Source organism: Bradyrhizobium erythrophlei (assembly GCF_900129425.1).
GTDB classification, from domain to species: Bacteria; Pseudomonadota; Alphaproteobacteria; order Rhizobiales; family Xanthobacteraceae; genus Bradyrhizobium; species Bradyrhizobium erythrophlei_C.
In genome coordinates this window covers 3,433,562-3,450,975 of the sequence record NZ_LT670817.1, presented here as the reverse complement: position 1 = coordinate 3,450,975, position 17,414 = coordinate 3,433,562, and the positions used below count along the sequence as shown (strand labels likewise).

General features: G+C 61.6%; 13 protein-coding genes. 7 read left to right on the top strand and 6 right to left on the bottom strand.

Annotated features, from left to right (window positions below; translation table 11 throughout):
• The first annotated feature begins 260 nt into the window (after window positions 1-260).
• Window positions 261-947 carry a DJ-1/PfpI family protein gene (locus B5527_RS16295; RefSeq protein WP_079602421.1) on the top strand — a complete coding sequence of 229 codons (687 nt, stop codon included), beginning with the start codon at window positions 261-263 and terminating at the stop codon, window positions 945-947.
• Between the two features lie 419 nt (window positions 948-1,366).
• On the opposite strand, the gene B5527_RS16290 is transcribed toward B5527_RS16295, so the two are convergent.
• Complete coding sequence (locus B5527_RS16290; protein WP_079607325.1) at window positions 1,367-1,777, bottom strand: NADH:ubiquinone oxidoreductase subunit NDUFA12; 411 nt, start codon at window positions 1,775-1,777, stop codon at window positions 1,367-1,369.
• A gap of 262 nt (window positions 1,778-2,039) precedes the next feature.
• Here B5527_RS16290 and B5527_RS16285 point away from each other — a divergent pair, with 262 nt between their 5' ends.
• The 3 genes from B5527_RS16285 (at window position 2,040) to B5527_RS16275 (ending at window position 8,162) form a co-directional block, all read left to right on the top strand.
• On the top strand, window positions 2,040-2,609 hold the full coding sequence (locus B5527_RS16285; RefSeq protein WP_079607324.1) for a BA14K family protein: 570 nt from the start codon (window positions 2,040-2,042) through the stop codon (window positions 2,607-2,609).
• Between the two features lie 791 nt (window positions 2,610-3,400).
• Window positions 3,401-7,171, top strand: a complete 3,771-nt coding sequence (locus B5527_RS16280) for a vitamin B12-dependent ribonucleotide reductase (RefSeq protein WP_079602420.1) — start codon at window positions 3,401-3,403, stop codon at window positions 7,169-7,171.
• Window positions 7,172-7,580: 409 nt separating this feature from the next.
• Window positions 7,581-8,162 (top strand): hypothetical protein, encoded by a 582-nt coding sequence (locus B5527_RS16275; protein WP_079602419.1) that lies wholly within the window; start codon window positions 7,581-7,583, stop codon window positions 8,160-8,162.
• A gap of 1,509 nt (window positions 8,163-9,671) precedes the next feature.
• Here the strand turns inward: B5527_RS16275 and B5527_RS47625 are convergent.
• From B5527_RS47625 to B5527_RS16255, 3 genes are all read right to left on the bottom strand, one after another.
• Complete coding sequence (locus B5527_RS47625; RefSeq protein ID WP_079607323.1) at window positions 9,672-10,220, bottom strand: septal ring lytic transglycosylase RlpA family protein; 549 nt, start codon at window positions 10,218-10,220, stop codon at window positions 9,672-9,674.
• Between the two features lie 672 nt (window positions 10,221-10,892).
• On the bottom strand, window positions 10,893-11,714 hold the full coding sequence (locus tag B5527_RS16260; RefSeq protein ID WP_245332624.1) for a phosphate/phosphite/phosphonate ABC transporter substrate-binding protein: 822 nt from the start codon (window positions 11,712-11,714) through the stop codon (window positions 10,893-10,895).
• 57 nt (window positions 11,715-11,771) lie between these two features.
• Window positions 11,772-12,986 carry a fatty acid desaturase gene (locus tag B5527_RS16255; protein WP_245332623.1) on the bottom strand — a complete coding sequence of 405 codons (1,215 nt, stop codon included), beginning with the start codon at window positions 12,984-12,986 and terminating at the stop codon, window positions 11,772-11,774.
• 1,164 nt (window positions 12,987-14,150) lie between these two features.
• On the opposite strand from B5527_RS16255, the gene B5527_RS16250 reads away from it, so the two are divergent.
• On the top strand, window positions 14,151-14,528 hold the full coding sequence (locus B5527_RS16250) for a hypothetical protein (protein WP_245332622.1): 378 nt from the start codon (window positions 14,151-14,153) through the stop codon (window positions 14,526-14,528).
• 692 nt (window positions 14,529-15,220) lie between these two features.
• Here the strand turns inward: B5527_RS16250 and B5527_RS16245 are convergent.
• Window positions 15,221-16,009, bottom strand: coding sequence for an SDR family NAD(P)-dependent oxidoreductase (locus B5527_RS16245; protein WP_079602416.1), 789 nt, complete (start codon window positions 16,007-16,009; stop codon window positions 15,221-15,223).
• A gap of 208 nt (window positions 16,010-16,217) precedes the next feature.
• Between B5527_RS16245 and B5527_RS16240 the strand changes: the two genes are divergently transcribed.
• A complete protein-coding gene (locus B5527_RS16240) occupies window positions 16,218-16,601 on the top strand; it encodes a YciI family protein (protein ID WP_079602415.1) in 384 nt (127 codons plus the stop codon).
• Between the two features lie 127 nt (window positions 16,602-16,728).
• Complete coding sequence (locus tag B5527_RS16235; RefSeq protein ID WP_079602414.1) at window positions 16,729-16,971, top strand: hypothetical protein; 243 nt, start codon at window positions 16,729-16,731, stop codon at window positions 16,969-16,971.
• Between the two features lie 47 nt (window positions 16,972-17,018).
• Here the strand turns inward: B5527_RS16235 and B5527_RS16230 are convergent, their stop codons facing one another.
• Window positions 17,019-17,402 (bottom strand): hypothetical protein, encoded by a 384-nt coding sequence (locus tag B5527_RS16230; protein ID WP_154072283.1) that lies wholly within the window; start codon window positions 17,400-17,402, stop codon window positions 17,019-17,021.
• Between the last annotated feature and the right edge of the window lie 12 nt (window positions 17,403-17,414).

Genomic DNA, 17,414 nt, shown 5'->3' with positions numbered 1-17,414 from the left:
GTGTCTGAAAATGAGGGAAATATGGCATTTCAGACAAGAGCTCATCATGGCAGGATCGAGGGGTCAAGTGGCGGCTCGGCCTTCACACATGAGGTCGTCATGCCCGGGCTTGACCCGGGCATCCATCATCTTCGCAAGACTCATCGCGAAGGTGATGGATTGCCGGGTCATCCAGCGCGAAGACGCGCTTCGCGCTTTTGCCCGGCAATGACGGGCGTAGGTGCTGGCCGCAAAATCGCAAACCTCGAAAGGCCTTCAATATGTCCGCGCCGCTCCAGATTGGTCTCGTGATCTTTCCCAAGGTGACCCAGCTCGACTTCACCGGACCACTGCAGGTGTTCTCGAGCGTGCCCGGCGCCAACGTGCATCTGATCTGGAAACGGATGGAGCCGGTGCCGAGCGATTCCGTGATGGTGCTGACGCCCACCGTTACCTTCGCGGATTGCCCGCAGCTCGACGTGATCTGCGTCCCCGGCGGGGCCGGCAGCGATGACATGGTCAATGACGAGGAGATGCTGGACTTCTTGCGCCGGCAGGCGGTCGGCGCCAAATACATCACCTCGGTCTGCACGGGATCGCTGGTGCTGGGCGCCGCCGGCCTGCTCCGGGGCTACCGCGCCGCCACGCACTGGACGGCGATGGAATTTCTTGAGTCGTTCGGCGCGATACCGACCAACACCCGCGTCTGCGTCGACCGCAACCGCATCACCGGCGGCGGCGTCACCGCGGGGATCGATTTCGCGCTGACCCTGGTATCGATCATGGTCGACCGGCCAACCGCGGAAGCGATCCAGCTTCGGATCGAATACAACCCGGCGCCGCCGTTCAACGCCGGCTCGCCCGATACCGCGCCGCCGGAAGTTCTTGCGCTGACCAAGGAGAAAATCGCGCCGTCCAAAAAACGCCGCGGCGAGGCCGTGCATCGCGCCGCCGCGCGGCTGGCGTAAAATACTTCCATTGGGATCGATGCAAAGAAAAAGGCCGCCTGGGATTTCCCAGACGGCCTTTCCTTTCCTACGGCGGCTCCACATTAACGGGCGATTTCAGGATGTCTGCACCAGGGGCCTATCTCCCAGCCGTTGTCCTCATCGGGTGCCGCTGCAAATCGGGGCAGTCGCGAACTGTGGCCCGAACCGACGCGATGGTTTCCCACCTCCGTAGGGTGAGCCATTGGGCCATGATCGCGTGGAGGCGGCAAGAACGCGGCGACATATATCCCCGCTCTCCCCGCTGTTCACAGGCGTGAACACCGTCATTCGGGGCGCGAGCAAAGCGAGCGAACCTCAGATGTGCAATTGCACATCGGGGAATCTCGAGATTCCGGGTTCAGCCCTGCGGGCTGCCCCGGAATGACGGCAGTGGAAGTTCAGTTCCCCGGCGTCCAGGGCTGGTAGTCGCCGGTGGCCTTAGGGCGGCGCCCGCTGGCCAGCGTCGAGCCTGGCGGACGATAGGCCGCCGGCGTTCCCGTCATGTTGGGAATGTGCGGCTTTTCCCATTCATGCGGCTTGTAGCTTTCCTCGGTCGGCGCGACGTCGACGGTGTGATGAATCCAGCCATGCCACGACGGCGGGATCCGCGTCGCCTCGGCATAGCCGTTGTACACCACCCAGCGCCGCTCGAAGCCGAGCGCCGGATCGATCTTGCGGCCCCTGGTGCGAAAGTAGCGGTTGCCCTGCTCGTCCTCGCCGACCAGTTCGCCGAACCGCCACGTCCACAATTGCGTGCCGAAGGTCTGGCCGTTCCACCATGTGAACATCTTGAGAAGAAACAGTTTCATCGGGGCCGGCCGGTTCGAGAAGCGCTGGCCGTCTGATGCCATCAGCCGGCCGAATTGTCCAGTTAAGTCCGGTTTTCAGGCGGTTCGGGCGAAGTCCGCCCGCCCACGGCGTCAGCGCGTTCCGTCGCGGAATCGGCGCAATCCGTTCATTCCGCGTACAGTTCCGGTCCCACAGTCTGACCTGCATGCACAAATACGTGCAAGGCGCGGGAACGTCCACCCCGGATAGGGGTTGGACTGGGTCTCGCATATGGAGCCGACGATGATCAGTCTTAAAGTTTTAAGTACCGCCGCCATCATGGCGCTGGTTTTGCCGATGGCGGTGCCATCCGCAAGTTTCGCCCAGACCCCACACGCACGTGCGGGCGCTGGCGCCCGGGCTCCTGGCGGCGGAGGCAGCTTCCACGCCGGCGGCGGTGGCCCGCGCATGGGCGGCGGCGCACCGGCGGCGCGTTTTAGTGGCGGCGGCGCTCCTGGGGCGCGTTTTAGCGGCGGCGGCGGCGGTGGCGTCTATCGCGGCGGCTACGCGGGCGGCTATCGCCACGATGGCGGCGGCGGCTATCGCCGCGACGGCGGCGGCGGCTTTATCCCCGGCGCAGTGGCCGGTGCAGTGGTCGGCGGCGCGCTCGCGTCCGGTGCCTACGGCTATTATGGCGCACCGGACTACGGGCCGGGTTACTATGACGACCAGTATTATGATGGTGGCCCGGTCGCGGTCATGCCGGATGGCGGTGATGATTCGGTCACCTACTGCATGCAGACCTACCGCTCCTACGATCCGCAGTCCGGAACGTATTTGGGCAATGACGGCTACCGGCACCCCTGCCCGTAACCGCACGTGAGATCCTGGATTGAAAGACGGCGCACTCCGGTGCGCCGTTTTTTCGTGGTCACGATCGGCTCACCGGCGCGACGCCGGCCACCGTGGCTTTGAGTCGGTTGAAACAACCGGTGGGAATCGGCGCCATCTCGCCGCGTATCGAGGCCGAATACGATCGGCCGCCGGGCATGCAGCCCGGACTCCCCCGTAGCTTCACGTGAGTCTCGCCAGAGCAACCCCTCGGGCACAATAAATAGTTGCCCTGTGAACAGCGGGCGAAGCTCGATTTCGCACGCTCGGCGAGATTTTTTCTGCTTGGGATTCCCTGAGGACTCACTGATACTTGGCGCTGTCAGGAGGCGGCTCACCCCCCTGGTTTTCCCCTGTTTCCACCATATTTAGTATTTGATTCAGGAACTCGTACTAATCCTTGACGGGCGCAAGGGAGTCGTCCTAGTTTTGGATCGTTCGGTGTCGGGTAGTTTTCAGTCCCGCTGAACGCTCCCTGACAGGGTTCCAAAATGACCACTCCGACTGCCTGAAGAGGCAGGGGTGACGGGCTTGTTTGCCCGGAATCCCGGGCTTTCGGAGCGCCAAAAACGGGCCAAATGGCTCAGGTTTCGAGTTGGGGCGTTGAGAGCGCAAATCGATGCATCGATTTGCGCACAGAGAAACAGGCCGGTCCACCGGCTGCACTGCGAAGCACGGAGGCCGGCACTATTTGTGTGGGACCGACGGCTCGCTCAAGGAACAACACCCGGCGCCGCGCGATGCGGTCCGGTCAAAAAGAACGGGGCACGACCATGCGAATCGAACGGCGCAACACCACAGACGGCCAGTCACCTTACGCAGGAATTGATTTCAGATTGACGACATCTGAGATCCGCAACCCTGACGGCTCGGTGGTGTTTCGCCTCGAAAACGTCGAAGTGCCCGAATTCTGGTCGCAGGTCGCTTCCGACGTGCTGGCCCAGAAGTATTTTCGTAAAGCGGGCGTCGCCGCGCGCCTGAGGAAGGTCGAGGAAGAGACCGTGCCGTCCTGGCTGTGGCGCTCGGTGCCGGACACCGCGGCGCTCGCCGACCTGCCCGAATCCGAGCGCTATGTCAGCGAACTCTCGGCCAAGCAGGTGTTCGACCGCCTCGCCGGCTGCTGGACCTATTGGGGCTGGAAGGGCAGCTACTTCTCATCGGAAGAAGACGCCCGCGCCTTCTATGACGAGCTGCGCTACATGCTGGCGAAGCAGATGGTGGCGCCGAATTCGCCGCAGTGGTTCAACACCGGACTGCACTGGGCCTACGGCGTCGACGGCCCCGGCCAGGGCCACTATTACGTCGATCCCTTCACCGGCAAACTGACCAAGTCGAAGTCGGCCTACGAGCATCCGCAGCCGCACGCCTGCTTCATCCAGGGCGTCAATGACGACCTCGTCAACGAGGGCGGCATCATGGACCTCTGGGTGCGTGAAGCCCGCCTGTTCAAATACGGCTCCGGCACCGGCTCGAATTTTTCACGTTTGCGCGGCGAAGGCGAAAAGTTGTCGGGCGGCGGCCGCTCGTCGGGCCTGATGAGCTTCCTCAAGATCGGCGACCGCGCCGCCGGCGCGATCAAGTCCGGCGGCACCACGCGCCGCGCCGCCAAGATGGTGGTGGTCGACGCCGATCATCCTGACATCGAGACCTATATCGACTGGAAGGTGAAGGAGGAGCAGAAGGTCGCCGCCCTCGTCACCGGCTCCAAGCTCAACCAGCGCCACCTCAAGGCGGTCTTAAAGGCTTGCGTCAACTGCGAAGGCTCGGGCGACGACTGCTTCGATCCCGAGAAGAACCCGGCGCTGCGCCGTGAAATCAAGCTCGCGCGCCGCGCCATGGTCGCCGACGGCATGATCAAGCGCGTCATCCAGTTCGCCCGGCAGGGCTACAAGGACATCGACTTTCCGATCTACGACACCGACTGGGATTCGGAGGCCTACCTCACGGTATCCGGCCAGAACTCCAACAATTCGGTCTCGCTGAAGGACGACTTTTTGCGCGCGGTGGAAACCGATGGCGACTGGAATCTGATCGGCCGCACCAACAAGAAAGTGACAAAAACCCTTAAAGCGCGCGACCTCTGGGAAAAGATCGGCCACGCCGCCTGGGCCTCGGCCGATCCCGGCCTGCACTTCAACACCACCATGAACGACTGGCACACCTGCAAGGCGTCGGGCGACATCCGCGCCTCCAATCCGTGCTCGGAATACATGTTCCTGGACGACACCGCCTGCAACCTGGCCTCGGCGAACCTCATCACCTTCTACAACACCACGACAAAACTGTTCGACGTCGACGCCTACGAGCATCTCTGCCGTCTCTGGACGGTCGTGCTCGAAATCTCCGTGATGATGGCGCAGTTTCCGTCGAAGGCGATCGCGGAACTGTCCTACGAGTTCCGCACGCTGGGCCTCGGCTTTGCCAATATCGGCGGTCTCCTGATGACCATGGGCCTGTCCTATGACTCAAAGGAAGGCCGCGCGCTGTGCGGCGCGCTGACCGCCATCATGACCGGCATCAGCTACGCCACCTCGGCGGAGATGGCGAAGGAACTCGGCCCCTTCCCCGGCTACAAGAAGAACGCCGCCCACATGCTGCGGGTGATCCGCAACCACCGCCGCGCCGCGCACGGCGAAAGCAGGGGCTATGAGGCGCTCGCGGTCTCGCCGGTGCCGCTGGATTACGCCAGCGTGCCGCAGACCGAGATCATCGAGCACGCCAAGGCCGCCTGGGACAAGGCGCTCGAACTCGGCGAACTCCATGGCTACCGCAACGCGCAGACCACCGTGGTGGCGCCGACCGGCACCATCGGTCTGGTGATGGATTGCGACACCACCGGCATCGAGCCGGATTTCGCGCTGGTGAAATTCAAGAAGCTCGCCGGCGGCGGCTACTGGAAGATCATCAACCGCGCCGTGCCTGAGGCACTGCGCGCGCTCGGCTACCGCGAAAGCGACATCGCGGAGATCGAGGCCTATGCCGTCGGCCACGGCTCGCTTTCCAACGCCCCGGCGATCAACGTTTCCACCTTGAAAGCCAAGGGTTTTACCGACGAAGCTCTCGCAAAGGTGGAGGCTGCGCTGCCCACCGCGTTCGACATCAAATTCGCCTTCAACAAATGGACCTTTGGCGAGGATTTCCTGCGCGACACCTTGAAGATCGAGCCGGAAGCCATTGCCGCAGCGAATTTCGACCTGTTGTCAGCGGTCGGTTTCTCCAAGCGCGAGATCGAGGCCGCCAACGTCCACATCTGCGGCGCGATGACGGTGGAAGGCGCGCCGCATCTGAAGGCCGAGCACTACAGCGTGTTCGACTGCGCCAACCCCTGCGGCAAGATCGGCAAGCGCTATCTGTCCGTGGAAAGCCACATCCGCATGATGGCGGCGTCGCAGCCGTTCATCTCCGGCGCGATCAGCAAAACCATCAACATGCCCAACGACGCCACGGTGGAGGACTGCAAGTCCGCCTATCTGTTGTCCTGGAAGCTCGCGCTGAAGGCCAACGCGCTCTACCGCGACGGCTCAAAACTGTCGCAGCCGCTGAACTCGCAGCTGATCAGCGACGACGACGAGGAAGAGGATGCGGTCGAGGCGTTCTACGACAAGCCGATGGCCGCGCGGACCGCGGCCCTTTCGGAGAAGGTCGTGGAGCGGCTGGTCGAGCGCATTGTCGTCATGCGCGAACGCGAGAAGATGCCGGACCGCCGCAAGGGCTACACCCAGAAGGCCGTGGTCGGCGGGCACAAGGTTTACCTGCGCACCGGCGAATATGATGACGGCCGGATCGGCGAGATCTTCATCGACATGCACAAGGAAGGCGCGGCGCTGCGCTCCTTCATCAACAACTTCGCCATCGCGGTCTCGCTCGGCCTGCAATACGGCGTGCCGCTGGAGGAATATGTCGACGCCTTCACCTTCACCCGCTTCGAGCCCGCCGGGCCCGTGCAGGGCAACGACAGCATCAAGTACGCGACCTCGATCCTGGACTATGTGTTCCGCGAACTCGCGGTCAGCTACATGGGTCGCTTCGACCTCGCCCATGTCGATCCCTCCGAGTCCAACTTCGACGCCATGGGCAAGGGCGTCGAGGAAGGCAAGCAGCCGGAGCATCCCAGCAGCAAGTACCTGTCGAAGGGCCTGACCCGCTCGCGCACCGACAATCTCGTGGTCATGCGCAGCCCTTCACCCTCCCCCGTTGGTGGAGAGGGTGGCGCACGCAGTGCGCCGGGAGGGGCGGCGCCAAACGTCACCTCGATGTCCCAGCACGGCTCCACGGCGCGTGCCGCCGACGCGGTCGAAGGCGCCGTCGCGTTCAAGCAGGAAGCCCAGCACGATCTGTCGCCGACCGAAAAGCTGGAAGCGCTGCAGTGGAGCAAGGCGGGAGCCGCGGCCCAGGCCGCGCCGTCCAAGGCCGAGCGTCGGGCCGAAGCCAAGGCAAAGGGCTATGAGGGCGAGATGTGCGGCGAATGCGGGCATTTCTCGCTGGTGCGGAATGGCACCTGCATGAAGTGCGATACGTGCGGAAGCACGACGGGGTGTTCGTGAACTTTCACTGATCGTCATGGCCGGGCTTGACCCGGCCATCCACGATAAAGGCCGCTCTTATCAGCGGCCTTTTTTGTTCAGCAACTTCTCGATCCGCTAAATTTCTTGGGAGTAAGATAGAACATATCACGAACATTAGACGTTTCTCGCCGAAGCCCGACGGAAAACTGCGAATAGCGGACTCCGGTACCTCTATATTTCAGTACCGTGGAACTAGCTGATTCGGGGCCGCGGAATGCATTAGCACGCAACAGACCATTGGCGGCGATCGCGCGGGCATTTGACGCGGATTGTTGGCTAGGAGGTTTATGAGTCGTCCAAACCTGAAGGTTATTAATGGCAGTTCGCGTTCTCCTAGCCGTCTGGATTGGGCTACAGTTGAACAAGCGATTACGCTAATTTTCACAGCATGGATAATGATTGGTGGTCTGAGCTTTCGGTCCTGCAAGCGGCACATGCAGCCGAGATTCTCATCAAGGCAAGAATAGCTCAACAACATCCATTGCTGATCTTCGAGCACTTGCCGAAACCACCAGCGACAAAGACAAAGCTGACGCTAGAACACTTATTGCAACAGGGTCGCACATATCAATACTCGGAACTTCCTGATCGCCTTTGGGCCACAACCGGAATTCAAATTCCAAATCCTCAACTCTACAAATCCTTCGGTTTGCTGCGAAATACAATTCAGCATTTTGCCTCACCGCAGAATGATGTATCCAAGAGGTCGATTGAATTCATCTACGGCGTCATAGATCCGTTCATAAATCAATGTTGGGAGCTTTTCGCAGTTGACTACAACGAAGACAATGAGCCGTACACTTATCTTGTGGCGGGGCTCATCGGCAACGGCGTTGAGTTCTTAGTCTCGCCCGGGGTCGTTGAGCATCTCGACTATATTGAGATGAATTGGCCGGCCAGCAATTCAAAATACAAAAAGATAATGCTTGATCGTATCAAAAAAGCTCAAACTTTCCCGAGAAAAAAATAAGCACGTAGGACGGAATAGCGAAGCGTATTCCGCCACGCTTGCATGTCGGTCGGCTACGATCATTGGATAAAAGCCGAAATGATGAGGGACTTGAAACCGAGCGCCGCGAATTCTTCGTCAGCAATTGGAACAGAAGGACCTCCGCCGCCGCGGAAGTGATGCCTTTGTCGCGAACCTCTTCTTGGCCGGAGGTCTCTTGTTCGACGCCAGCTTCCTGCCTGTTTACGTGCCGTGGAAAATCTTCAATCCCCACAGCACGACGACGATGGCCGATATCAGCGTGGCCGCCGTCAAGACACTTTCTAAGGAAGCGACTCTCATTTTACTCTCCGCTTCCCAGCCCCATTAGGGGTCTAGTTGATTCGTTGATTCCACGGCAACTGCGCGGTCATAACTCCTTGAAGACCGCCCGCGCTTGTGTTTTGCGGGCCACACTCACTGTAAAGTCCCGGATTGGGAGCGTGGTCATGCGCTGTGTGTGCTGAAAACTTATGCGCGGGCTCGAGCAAGCGTAGCCCGGATGAGCGCAGCGATATCCGGGGTCTTCGTATGGGCGATGGCTCCCGCATGTCGCGGAGCCCTGTCATCGGATGCGATCGCGCAACGCATCGGGTCGCTGTGACGGTGCAAGGTTTGGTCGGCAGCTTTGGCGCGAATGCGGCGTTACCGGTCGCATCACCCCCACCGAAGTTATGGGTGGCTTCGTCACCCCAAAGCTGCCGAATCCCTTATAGCAGCCCGGAGGACGGAATAGCACAGCCTATTCCGCCAAAATTTACGGGTGCCGGCGGCGCAACACGCTTTTCGTATTGCGAGCTGGCACTCGCGGGCGCGGACTTCCGTTCGCACAAAGTAGACTACCGGAGCACAGGGCTCACGCGTAGGTTTTCACGATCAAGGCTCGCCCAAGGAGAACAAGAAGCCACACCTGTCAGGGAGTGGAGACGATGATTGCTTTGGTGGAAGGACACCCGAACGTCGACGTGATGGTTTTCTACGTGCTCGCGTCGGCAATCCTTGCTGCGACGCTGTACTACTTCCACCATAGACAGATTGAATAGCCCGCGAGGCGGACGAGTCGTCCGCTACAGCTTATCGCGATGCGATCGGCGAGGTTACTGTCGGGTGGTATTCGCTCGATGCGCTGGTGATCGCCAGTACGGAGGTTCGTGGCCAGAGGGGCAAAGGACACTGACCTCATCCCCGCGTAACGGCTCCGCCGTTATCGCTGGAGGAGCTTGCCACCGGGTCCGCGCGAAGCGCGGCCCGATGATAAACTCCGCAAGCGTCTCGAAGGATGGACACGACGCAGGGACTCGCGGCCATCCTTCGAGACGCGCGCAAGGGCGCGCTCCTCAGGATGAGGTCGGAGGGCAGATTAGCCACCGGGTCGCGCGAACGCGCGCCCGATGACAGGCTCCGCGTAATCCGCTATCTGCCGAAATCCGAAGGAGGGTTACGCCCATCGGATCGCGCTTTGCGCCCTGCGGCTTAAACCAGCTCTGCCTTCTACTGCACGACTTCGAGTTTGACGTTGGCAAGGCCCTTTCCGACCATGCCGAGCGCATCCGCCGCGGAATGGGAAACGTCGACAACCCGCCCATGAACATAAGGACCGCGGTCGTTGACCCGCACCGTCACGGACTGGCCGGAGGAGACGTTGGTCACGCGCAATCGTGTGCCGAACGGCAACGTCGGATGCGCCGCGGTCAAGTCGTTGGTGTCGAACTTTTCGCCGCTCGCGGTCTCCGTTCCCTCGGTGTAGAAGCTGGCAATCCCCTGCGAGGCTGTCTTGGTGCCGGGTGCATGCCGGTGCGACGCGAACGGAGTATGCTTTCTCACCGAGGCTACGCGCCGCCTCATCATGTACGATGCCGATCGATCGCGTTCGATCGACGCCACTCTGGTTTGACGAAGTTCGGATCTCTGGCTGACAACGGAGGACTGGGCGCAGGCCGCCAGCGAAGCGGCTCCCAGAGCGAGTGCAAACAGCCGAACAATCTTGCCGCCTGTTGTGGTATCGATCCCTGACGTACTTCCACAGCCGATGGACATCATGTTGCATCCCCAACTCGCGCCCCAGCCCAAGTCGAAAATCAACATGCCGTCAGGGTCGCAGTCTAATCGGGGCGGAACCGTGGCCGGACGAGGTCGGCACGGCTTCGTCAGTGCGATTTGGTGCTGAGTGTGTTTCTTGTGCCACAGAATAACGCACGCCGAGCGGCGCAATACGCGGAACCTGTCATCGCGCGCGCGTTCGCGCGACCCGGTGGCCATCGCGCGTCCTGCGGTCCCCTGCAACTCGTCTTGGAAGATCGACTCAGCGAGTCGTAGCCCGGATGAGCGGAGCGATATCCGGGTCTTTTGCATCGACGTGGCTCCCGCATATCGCGGAGCCTGTCATCGGGCGGCGCTTTGCGCCGACCCGTTGGCTCATGCGGGCTACTTGCTATCGCGCCCTATGCGCTGACCTCATCCTGAGGAGCTTGCCACCGGGTCCGCGCAAAGCGCGGCCCGATGATAAACTCCGCAAGCGTCTCGAAGGATGGACACGACGCAGGGACTCGCGGCCATCCTTCGAGACGCGGCCAAGTAGCCGCTCCTCAGGATGAGGTCCTGCTTCGCCTCGCGCGCAAGCGAAATCTTCCGACCCGAACGGCGGCATAACAACCCGACAGGCAAATCATCAAAACCTGTCCAGCTCGTAGGGCGGAATAGCGCAGCTGCGCGCTATTTTATTTCGGGGAAACCAAGGTCGGTGGCTTCCCGCTCATAATCAGCCAAACGTTCGTAGGCGGCAACATCGGGTACAGAAAGACCGGTGAGCTCCAGCGCCTCGCGTATGTGAGCGATCTGCGGATCATTCATGATCTCGTACAGTGCCTCGGCAAGAGCGACAGCATCGGATTCGCTCGTATTCACCGAGGTAACAAAAGGCAGAGACGGGCTGGATACGGTTTCGTCGAGTATTCGGTATCGTTTGGCGGCACTGGGCCGGAATTTCCTGAAAAACCCCCAGGTCACGTTGTCGATCGCGCAAATATCGATGTTCTCAGCATCAAGCCGATCGAGACTTGTGACATGCGCGCCCGTCATCACGACGGAGGAAAAGAAGGGCATGCCGCCGGCGATCCGCGCCAGTGATAACCGCGGAAGATTCATTCCGGAGTTCGAGAACAAGCTGTTGCAGCCGAATACCCGCCCGCGCAGATCTTCCAGGCGCCCGGCTGGATCGTCGGCGCGCACCATGAAGAAAGCCCGATGGCTGGACCCCACGCATCCAGGCATTGCGTAGTGAGGCGTCGCAAGTACGCGGTACTGGTTGCGGTAATGCTTGAACAGCGGATAACCGCAAATCTGGGTAAAGAGAATTCCCGGGCCGATACCATCGGACACCGCGCCGTGGCTGCTGTTGAAACTTGTTCCCGCCGCTTCGATGCCCTTGGCACGAAGCCGGCGCTGCAATGCCGCCAGGAGAGCGGAATTTGCTGGTTGCATCTCGGGAAGACAGTACATCGGCAGACTTGCCGTCCGCGTTATCTGGTCATTCACGCCCGTTTTCGATCGATCAAGCATCGCAGCGGCCAGTGAGGTTGGAATGGATTCGCGTCATGACGCCGAATTCCTGCTGACGGAACTGGGTGGATGAACCGGAATGAAATTCGGCGTCAGGAGCCATCGTTTCGCGATCTCTCCGTAGCCCCGAAACACAAATCCTCCGTTATAGGCCTGGATTTGCTCGCGATGTTGCCGCCAGACGCGAGGGACCTTCCACCAGGACAGCGTCGGGAAGGCGTGATGAACAACGTGAAGATTATTCCAGAGAAACAGCAAACCAAAGACCCAGTTCGATTCGACAACCGCCGTGCGTTCGCTCGGTCGCTCGCCCCAACGATGCTCCGTGAAGCTACGCATCATGCCCAGCACAAGACCGGGGTAGACGAACTCCGCCAGGTACTGCAAAGCAGACACCTCGAAGGCTTCGGCCGCGAGCAGCAGGATCAAGGCCACTGCGATGATGTGGCGAACCCAGATGCCGAGATCTGCCAGGTCCCCGGCGACTATCTTACCGACTTCCTTGATAAAGAAGTGCGGTGTGAGCAGGAACGGGCCAATAAGGAGGCGGCCCAGGAATGTCTGATTGACGATGAGGAGCCATCTCGACAGATCGCCGTAGTCCTCCCAATCCTCCTCCTCATGATAGTACGATTCCGTATCTTCCCCCGGATAGGTGAGATGGTGGTTGCGATGGTGCCGCGAATGCGACCGGCGATACAGCTCGAAGGGGAACCAGACGCCAAGCGGTGGCCAGACGAGCGCGCGACGCAGCCAGCCCGGTATGCCCCGCAGGCCATGAATCGCTTCGTGCTGCAACGAGAAATGCCATTGTACGACGTAACCCGCGAGCGGCACCGTGATCCACCACGGGACGTAGCGATGCAAAACGAGCAGAAACAGCCAGCTCGTGTAGATCGCCAGCGTTACCAGAAGCGTCGGCCCATCGTGCCGCTCGAACCATGATTCGGAAGCACGGTCGGCGACAGCGGCGAGCACCAGGCGGCGTGTCGCGCGGTACGAGCCAGCAGATACGGCATTTTCATCATCATCGTCGGAATTTTCCGTAATGAAGCTTCGATCTCCCGACGACATGGGTCCTCCGTCATAGGCGTGACTCACCGTGCGCGGACTGCGCAGCGGCGCTTTGCCATCATCGCCAATCGATTTCCGTGTGGCCCCACCGCGAGTCTTGAAGCCAGGAATCGAGGAGGTCAACGGAATGAATTTCCGAATGTGCGAAGCGGAGGAGAATCTCGCTTCAAACATTCAGTCGCTTCTGGTCGTTCATTCGCGCACGGAAATATAACAGTCGTAAGATTTGGGAATTATAGGAGATGTTTCTCACCACGCGCGCACAGCGCACGCTTTCCGAATGAGAGAACCGCGTCGCATTTCGTCTCACCGATGCAGGCGTAGCCCGGATGAGCGCAGCGATATCCGGGATCTCATGCGGGCTACTTGCTGACCTCATCCTGAGGAGCTTGCCACCGGGTCCGCGCGAAGCGCGGCCCGATGATAAACTCCGCAAGCGTCTCGAAGGATGGATGTAACGTACGGACTCGCGGCCATCCTTCGAGACGCGGCCAAGTGGCCGCTCCTCAGGATGAGGTCCTGCTTCGCCACGCGCGCAAGCGAAATCTTCCGACCCGAACCGCGACACATCAACACGACGGGCAAATCACCCAAAAGTCGGTCAAGCCCGCTGGGTAAAAATATTCTGATTTTCCGAACTCACAAATCAGTCTACATTCCGCCCGTCTCACCCGATGAGAGGGGCGGCTCGCGATCGTCACGAACGTGCGGTGGGATGCGGTGGACGCGATGGCGGCGAATGACGAATGCTGCCGTGGCGGACAGTGAAGCCGTGTGGTCCTGACACCCCGACGCTGGTGTCAAGTTCTTGAGAAACAAGTTTCTCAGGGATGACGGTGGCAAGAAAGCCGGTCACCGGGGAGAGCGCGGAATAAGCCGTAAACCATCGCGCAGGGAAGGCCGGATTGCCTCCGCTGAACCTGTATGCTCGTGTGCGTTCCTTATGCACTATTGCACGCGAGACCGCGGGTGCAGCGCGCACCCGGCTTTCCCTGCGCCCTCTTGTTGTTATCGAGGGCGGCAACCAACGCAAAGCTCGGGCGCATCGCGCCGCGAGATTGCGGACGCACACCCTCTCGCGGCATGACAATTGAATTGGAAATTCACAGCCACGTCGTCCCGGGCCGACACCGTGATCCAGGTTCCCCGCGAGTTCCTTGTTCCCGGCGTCTGCGATTTTTTCGCCGTCACTATCGGCGAAGAATCCCGCGGATCAGCCCTGCCCGCGCACAACGTGCAGCCGCATTTGTTTCACTGAATGGCCACACGGGAATCAGACCCTAACCAAACTTGCTTGATAGGTTTTTCCGCAGTTTTTCAAAACTGAAAGGAATGACCATGCGCATTTTTACGGCATCCGTCATTGTTGCAGCCCTCTCCCTCGGGACGCCGGCTTTCGTGCAGGCACAAGGAACACCCTCGCAACCGCAAGGGGCGCCCTCGCAACCAGAGGCACAGACACCGCCTGCTCAGTCCAGCACGGTCATCAAGCGCATACAGGTCGTCGACATCAAGGACCTGAAACCGTCAGTGCGCTCGAAGGTCGATGACATCGTCGCGCACACAAGCGACGAGGACATACAGTCACTTCGCAAGTCCATCGACGCGACGCCGGAGGCGGCATCCGCGCTCAAGGCCAAGGGCCTGAGTTCGGCACAAGTCGTTGCGATCAACATCGCCGACGGTGTCCTGACGCTGTTCGCCAAGACAGCTTAAACCCGGGACAAAGCCAGCAAGAAAAAAGCCAGCCAGCGCAGCCCGGATGAGCGCAAGCGATATCCGGGTCTTCGCATTCGGCGTGGCCCCCGCATGTCGCCATCGGGCGGCGCTTCGCGCCGACCCGTTGGCTCATGCGGGCTACCGCTCTATCGCGCCCTAAGCGCTGAGCACGCCGTCATTGCGAGCGAAGCGAAGCAATCCCGGGCGCCAAACTCTCGGTCTATGAGGGGGTCGGCCATTCCCCGTTCTACGAGGACGCCCCCCGCTTCAACGCCGAACTCGCCGCCTTCGTGCGCGCCGCCGCCGCCAGGACCGATTGATCGCCGCTTGCCATCACGCGAGTGCGGCGCACCCAACCGTGCTGCTGTGCTCCGCGCATTGCTGTCGGACCGCTCGATCGGAAATCGCGTGTTGGAACGGAAACCGTCTAGGCGTATTGTCAGGTTGTCAGGGAAGCTTCCGTAAAGAGGAGTACCGTTCGATGCGTATCCACCTCGACAGGAAACAGCTTGATGGGCTTGATGGAAATCTGGTCGCGCTTCTGCTGATCAGCCTCATCATCATCGTCGCGCTCGCCTACTAAAACCGTCCGGCATGTCCGGGTCGGAATGACAGCAGCGGCCCGCAAACCGCGGGGCCGCGTGGTGGCAAGCGGTGTGCCGCCCCCACACCCCCGAGATCACCCGCTCTTAGAGGTCATCCAGCGCCGGCGGCTCGAACCAGTTCATCAGCGACAGGCCGCCGTCGACCACGATCGCGGCGCCCGTGACATAGGCCGACAACCGGTTCGACAGCACCGCCAGCGCCATCGACGCAAGGTCTTCAGCCTGGCCGAGGCGGCCGAGCGGGATGTGCCGCGCCAGCGCCGGATCGGCATTGAAGCCGCCCGCGGCGATGGCGCCGGGCACCAGCGCATTGACCCGGATTCCAAAGCGGCCAAGGGTCCTTGCAAGTTCCTTCACCAGCATCGCCAGTGCCGCCTTGGCGGTCGAATAATGCGGCAGGTTGCGCGGCGTACCCGAATGAAGCGAGGTCAGGAACAGGAACGAGCCGGGCGCCTGCGCCGCGATCAGCTGGCGCGCGAGTTCGCGCGCAAGGTGAAAGCCCGCATCGACGTTGACCGCGTGCATCTGCGCCCAGATCTGCTGGCTGACGGCGAAGGCATGATCGGCCTCGCGCCGCGGCGGCGACGCGCTGTGAACGAAGTGCGTCACCAGCCCGACCGCGGACCGGGCATCGGCCAGCAGCGCATCGCATGCGGCGGGCCTGGCGAGATCGCCGACCCAGGGAACCGCCAGTTCCGGCCGGGGCGAAGTCTTGATCGCGGCAGCAACCGTGTCGGGGTTGAGGTCGGCGAACACGGTTCGCACCCCCTCGCCGACCAGGGCCTGCGCGATCGCGCGACCGATGCCGTTTCCCGCGCCGGTGACTAGCGCCGCCTCGCGCGCCGGGTCGAAAGGCTGATCCAGCAGGCTCATGGGTCGGCTCTCCCTGGCGATGAAATCCGCGGGCGCGTCGCCCTTGCGCGCGCAACTGCCGGAAACGGCCAGCCTAATTCATAGAGCGGACAAAGTCCGGCCGAAAGGGCCGTTGCCGTCTAACGACGTGGGCCTGTAACGATGTCGGGATCGGGCGTGCTGAAACGTCCTCAGATCATCCGCCCATCCAACCCGAACGAGGCAACCCATGCTCTACGCCATCCTGGCCTATCACGTCGAAGAGGAAGTCACCTCGTGGACTCCGGCCGAAGACGCGGCGCTGATGCTCGATCTGAGCAGGGTTCACGACCGCCTCACACAGCAAGGGAGCATGGGGCCGTCGGCGCGCCTTGGGGCAACCAAAGGCGCCTGCGTGTTGCGTGGCCCCGGCGCCGGCGTGGTGATCGATGGTCCCTTTACCGAGACCAAGGAACAGCTGCTGGGCTTCTACCTCGTCGATTGCGCCGATCGCGACGCCGCCATCGCCGCCGCGCGCGACCTGCGCCAGGTCAATCCCGGCGCGATGTATGAAATCCGCCCGGTTTTGCTGTATCGCCCCGGCCTGCCGTTCGCGGAAACCGAGCAAGCGTAGGCCGGCGCCGCTCGGCCTTTGCCGAACATTAAGCAAAATCCGGCCGCGTCGGATCGCGCCAAAATTCATCCACATTCCCCGCGAAATTGGCCGCCAGGAAATTCATCTGCGAGACGGAGGGTTTCACATGCGGAAAGTCGGCGCGTTTCTCGGTTCGCTCGCCGCCCTCGCCATCATGACGGCGCCGGTGCTGGCAAAGAGTTCGACAGCAGCCCCGCCAGCCGAAGATAAATCCGCGCCATCGCAATGCCACTCGCTCCAGCAGGGTCCCGGCGGCGCATGGATCGAGATCCCCTGTCAGGAAGTGGGTTCGCCGGCACCGGCGCGGCCCAGGCCGCCGGGCCGCAGCGCGGAGACAGTGGGCCACTGAACGAGCGCGAAAGTAATCGCCGCCCGGGGAGCACCGGCTTTGCGAAACTAACCGACCTTCAGCCAGCGCGCCGCGGCATCGGCACTGTCTTCCGGCCGGGTATTGAATGCGATCGCCGTACCCGGCCCCGCCTTGATCACGGCGTTGACCAGCACCTCCAGCAGCAGCAGGTTTCTGGGCGGCAGCCGCACGCCGGCGCCGATCACGACGCAATCGTAAACCTTGGCTCCGAGCCGGCTCTCGAGCGCGGGCCCGGCGGTCTCGTCGGGACGGATCAGGCAAAGATCGGCGTGCCATCCGCGTTCCCCTATTTGCCGCATGGCCACCGCTATCCCGGCATGAATCTTTTCCGCGTTGAAGCCGGGCGGCAGCGCGGGATCGGAGAAATCGACCGCTTCCGGTTCCAGACCGACGAACAAAATCCAGGTCATTGGGCGCTCTCC

Excerpts from the sequence above, each read along its gene's own strand:
- B5527_RS16235 (WP_079602414.1), top strand. The coding sequence starts at position 16,729 with ATGCGGAAAGTCGGCGCGTTTCTCGGTTCGCTCGCCGCCCTCGCCATC.
- B5527_RS16230 (WP_154072283.1), bottom strand. The coding sequence starts at position 17,402 with ATGACCTGGATTTTGTTCGTCGGTCTGGAACCGGAAGCGGTCGATTTC.
- B5527_RS16275 (WP_079602419.1), top strand. The coding sequence starts at position 7,581 with ATGGATAATGATTGGTGGTCTGAGCTTTCGGTCCTGCAAGCGGCACAT.
- B5527_RS16295 (WP_079602421.1), top strand. The coding sequence starts at position 261 with ATGTCCGCGCCGCTCCAGATTGGTCTCGTGATCTTTCCCAAGGTGACC.
- B5527_RS16290 (WP_079607325.1), bottom strand. The coding sequence starts at position 1,777 with ATGAAACTGTTTCTTCTCAAGATGTTCACATGGTGGAACGGCCAGACC.
- B5527_RS16285 (WP_079607324.1), top strand. The coding sequence starts at position 2,040 with ATGATCAGTCTTAAAGTTTTAAGTACCGCCGCCATCATGGCGCTGGTT.
- B5527_RS16240 (WP_079602415.1), top strand. The coding sequence starts at position 16,218 with ATGCTCTACGCCATCCTGGCCTATCACGTCGAAGAGGAAGTCACCTCG.
- B5527_RS16255 (WP_245332623.1), bottom strand. The coding sequence starts at position 12,986 with ATGTTTGAAGCGAGATTCTCCTCCGCTTCGCACATTCGGAAATTCATT.
- B5527_RS16280 (WP_079602420.1), top strand. The coding sequence starts at position 3,401 with ATGCGAATCGAACGGCGCAACACCACAGACGGCCAGTCACCTTACGCA.
- B5527_RS16245 (WP_079602416.1), bottom strand. The coding sequence starts at position 16,009 with ATGAGCCTGCTGGATCAGCCTTTCGACCCGGCGCGCGAGGCGGCGCTA.
- B5527_RS47625 (WP_079607323.1), bottom strand. The coding sequence starts at position 10,220 with ATGATGTCCATCGGCTGTGGAAGTACGTCAGGGATCGATACCACAACA.
- B5527_RS16250 (WP_245332622.1), top strand. The coding sequence starts at position 14,151 with ATGCGCATTTTTACGGCATCCGTCATTGTTGCAGCCCTCTCCCTCGGG.